Genomic DNA, 3,002 nt, shown 5'->3' with positions numbered 1-3,002 from the left:
AAGCTTTGGCCTTCGTGCTCAATGAAATTGGTCACGGATGGGCAGGGAAGCTTGTGGCTATTTCGGCTGCCGTGGCATTGCCTTCGGTTATCTTGATGATGATGTTCGGCCAAACCCGTATCTTTTTTGTAATGGCGCGTGACGGATTGCTGCCTGACATGTTTTCCAAACTTCACCCGAAATATGGAACGCCGCATGTCGTAACATTGTGCACAGGTATATTTGTGGCATTGTTTGCCGCACTTTTCCCTGTTGGCAAATTGGCTGACATTTCAAACTCTGGCACTTTGTTCGCATTCTTTACCGTTGCGGTCGGTGTCATGATCTTGCGTCGTACCAATCCCGACCGCCCTCGGCCATTCCGCACACCTTTGTACTTCTTGGTTTGCCCCTTGGCTGCCGCAGGTTGTGTGTTCCTGTTCTTCCAGCTTTCCGGTTATACGGAACTCATGTTCTTGGGTTGGACAACAATTGGGTTGGTTGTGTATTTCTTATATAGCCGCCGCCGGAGCCATGTTGGCCAGGGGACTGCGTAACATCGGCGCGCCGAAAAGCGGTTTAGCTGCGATTTGGTAAATTGGTTACCGGACGACAAAAGGGCAGGGGCGCTTCGGCGCCCCTTTTCTTTGCCTAGGTCCTGACCCTAGCTGCGGGGGGTGGCGGGAATAGGTTGGGTCGTGCCGGGACGCGTAAAGAGCTTCCCCTTTTCGCACCATAGGACCAATATCAGCGCGGCAAGCCCGCAACACAGAAAACCAAGCGCGACGGGAAAGACGCTGCCGTCGAATTGCTGGCCAATGATAGCGCCAAGCGAGGCAGCCAAGGCCGTACGCACGAAAGTCTGAAACGAGGACGCGGCGCCCGCGACATGGCCAAAGGGTGTCATCGCAATCGACGAAAAGTTGGAGCCGATAAACCCAACCATCGCCATATTGCCCGTCAGCAACAGTAGGAACAACGGCATCGATTTTGGCGCGAACTGGGCCGCGAGCAATTGCAGCGCGCCAAGGGTGATGAAGGTCAAAAGCGCGGTGTGCGAGACGCGGCGCGCACCAAAACGCTCCACAATCCGCGCATTGGTGAAGTTCGACACAGCAATGCCGATGGCAATGATGGCAAAGCCGATGGTGAAAAAGTCGGCAGCGTTGAACACCTTGTCAAACATTTGTTGCGAGCTGTTGAGATAGCCGAACAAAGCCCCCTGAACTATCCCTGCGCCAATCATATATCCCGCAGCGTTGCGGTGCAGGACGACGGCTTTCCATGCCTTTGCCAGCGCGTGGGGTTCAATCGGGATGACATTTTCGGGCGCAAGTGTTTCCGGCAAACGGAAATATACCCAAATGGCCGCCGCCACGGCCATAAAAGCCATCAGGTCGAATATCACCCGCCAGCCTGCAAACAACAGGACCATTTGCCCGATGGTTGGCGCGATAATCGGCACGATCATAAAGATCAGGAATATGGTCGACATCCGCCGCGCCATGGCGTCGCCTTCAAATTGGTCACGGATAACGGAGATGACCAGCACGCCCATCGCCGCCGCGAGCAAACCATGCGCGAAACGCATCGCCAGCATCATTTCAAAGTCCGGGGTAATCGAACAGGCGAGCGAAAAAACGGCGGCGCCAATGATGGCAATCAGCAATATCGGCTTGCGGCCATAGCGGTCCGACAGCGGACCATAGATCAATGCGCCAATGCCGGTGCCGGCCAGAAAGACGGAAATAATATACTGGATCTGGTTGGGATCGGTAACCTTCAGCCCCTGCGCCATGGCGGGAAAGGCGGGCAACATGGAATCAATGGCCAACGCGTTCAGCGCCATCAGCGATGCCATCATGATGGTCAATTCGCGCGGGCCGATGGATTTTTTTGCAGAAGCTGGGGAGGTCATGTTGCGGCTATGGGGTAGCAGCCGCAATAATTCCACCCGCTAAATCTTTAAATCAGCCCGGCGCTCCGCATGCTGGAAAAGCCGTCTTTGCCGATGATGATGTGGTCATGCACGGTTATCCCGAACTTCTGCCCCGCGTCTGCAATGTCCCGGGTCATGGCAATGTCTTGCCGGCTTGGGCTGCTATCGCCGCTGGGGTGGTTGTGGACAAGGATGATGGCCGCTGCGCCCAAGTCCATCGCGCGCCGGATGACTTCGCGTGTGTAAATCGCGGCCTGATCGACCGATCCTTCGCTCGCGATCTCATCGCGGATCAGCATATTTTTGCTGTTAAGATATAAGGTCCGCACGCGCTCAATGGTCAGATGCGCCATGTCGGCGCGCAGATAGTCCAGCAGTGCCTGCCATGATGACAAAATCGGCATCTCGCGGACGGGTGCGCTCAAAAGACGTAAGGCCGCGACTTGGACGATTTTCAGCGCAGCGACACTTGTTTCGCCCATCCACTTTTCGCGCATGATGCTATCGGCATCGGCCGTTAACAAGGCCGAGAGGCTGCCATATCGCGCGATCAGATCCTTGGCGATTTGCTTTGTGTCGCGGCGCGGAATGGCCAAGGCGAGCAAATATTCCACAAGCTCATGGTCGTGCAGGCCTTCGCCTTGCTGTTCAAAAAGCCGCTTACGCAGACGCGCACGGTGGCCGGTGCCATGATGTTCGATTTTATCCGCGCCGTCCGCCATCAGCACTGTCCTTTTGCGATAATGCTCTTTTTGGAGATTTTTGCGACGGGTGCAAGTCGATTGACGCGATTCGAGTGCGCCTAAATGGGACCTGCGCTGCCCGTAACAACTGAACCGCGTTCGGGACGACCAAGATATAAGGGTATCAGCCAAACGAATATAGCGGGCCGGGACAGCGATGCTTCGGCCCTTTCTATTGCGACGCAACATTCTTGGCGACGCGCTGTTGACTTGACGCAGGCGCTCTCCTAAAGCGCCGATGCCTAGGCGGGGTTGCCCCGATTGCGTGGCGGTTCCGTGTGTTTATTTGGATGGAATCACATGATGTCGGACAATTCCGGGCAGGATGGAAAAGGCAAAAG

The 3,002-nt window shown here is 55.7% G+C and carries 3 protein-coding genes; 1 reads left to right on the top strand and 2 read right to left on the bottom strand.

What is annotated here, in order from left to right; translation table 11 throughout:
* Positions 1 to 536, top strand: a 536-nt coding sequence (locus ACIQ5B_RS10740) for an amino acid permease (protein WP_397599008.1), incomplete at its 5' end; no start/stop codon positions are given.
* Between the two features lie 107 nt (positions 537 to 643).
* Here ACIQ5B_RS10740 and ACIQ5B_RS10735 read toward each other — a convergent pair.
* Positions 644 to 1,897 (bottom strand): multidrug effflux MFS transporter, encoded by a 1,254-nt coding sequence (locus ACIQ5B_RS10735; protein ID WP_397599007.1) that lies wholly within the window; start codon positions 1,895 to 1,897, stop codon positions 644 to 646.
* A 47-nt stretch (positions 1,898 to 1,944) separates the two neighbouring features.
* Complete coding sequence (gene radC, locus ACIQ5B_RS10730; RefSeq protein ID WP_397575741.1) at positions 1,945 to 2,640, bottom strand: DNA repair protein RadC; 696 nt, start codon at positions 2,638 to 2,640, stop codon at positions 1,945 to 1,947.
* Between the last annotated feature and the right edge of the window lie 362 nt (positions 2,641 to 3,002).

Source organism: Sphingorhabdus sp. (assembly GCF_044374345.1).
GTDB lineage: Bacteria > Pseudomonadota > Alphaproteobacteria > Sphingomonadales > Sphingomonadaceae > Sphingorhabdus_B.
Note: the sequence above shows the minus strand (reverse complement) of the source record. Positions and strands in the feature narration are given on the sequence as shown.

Coding starts and splice junctions, on each gene's coding strand:
- ACIQ5B_RS10735 (WP_397599007.1), bottom strand. CDS start 1,897: ATGACCTCCCCAGCTTCTGCAAAAAAATCCATCGGCCCGCGCGAATTG.
- radC (WP_397575741.1), bottom strand. CDS start 2,640: ATGGCGGACGGCGCGGATAAAATCGAACATCATGGCACCGGCCACCGT.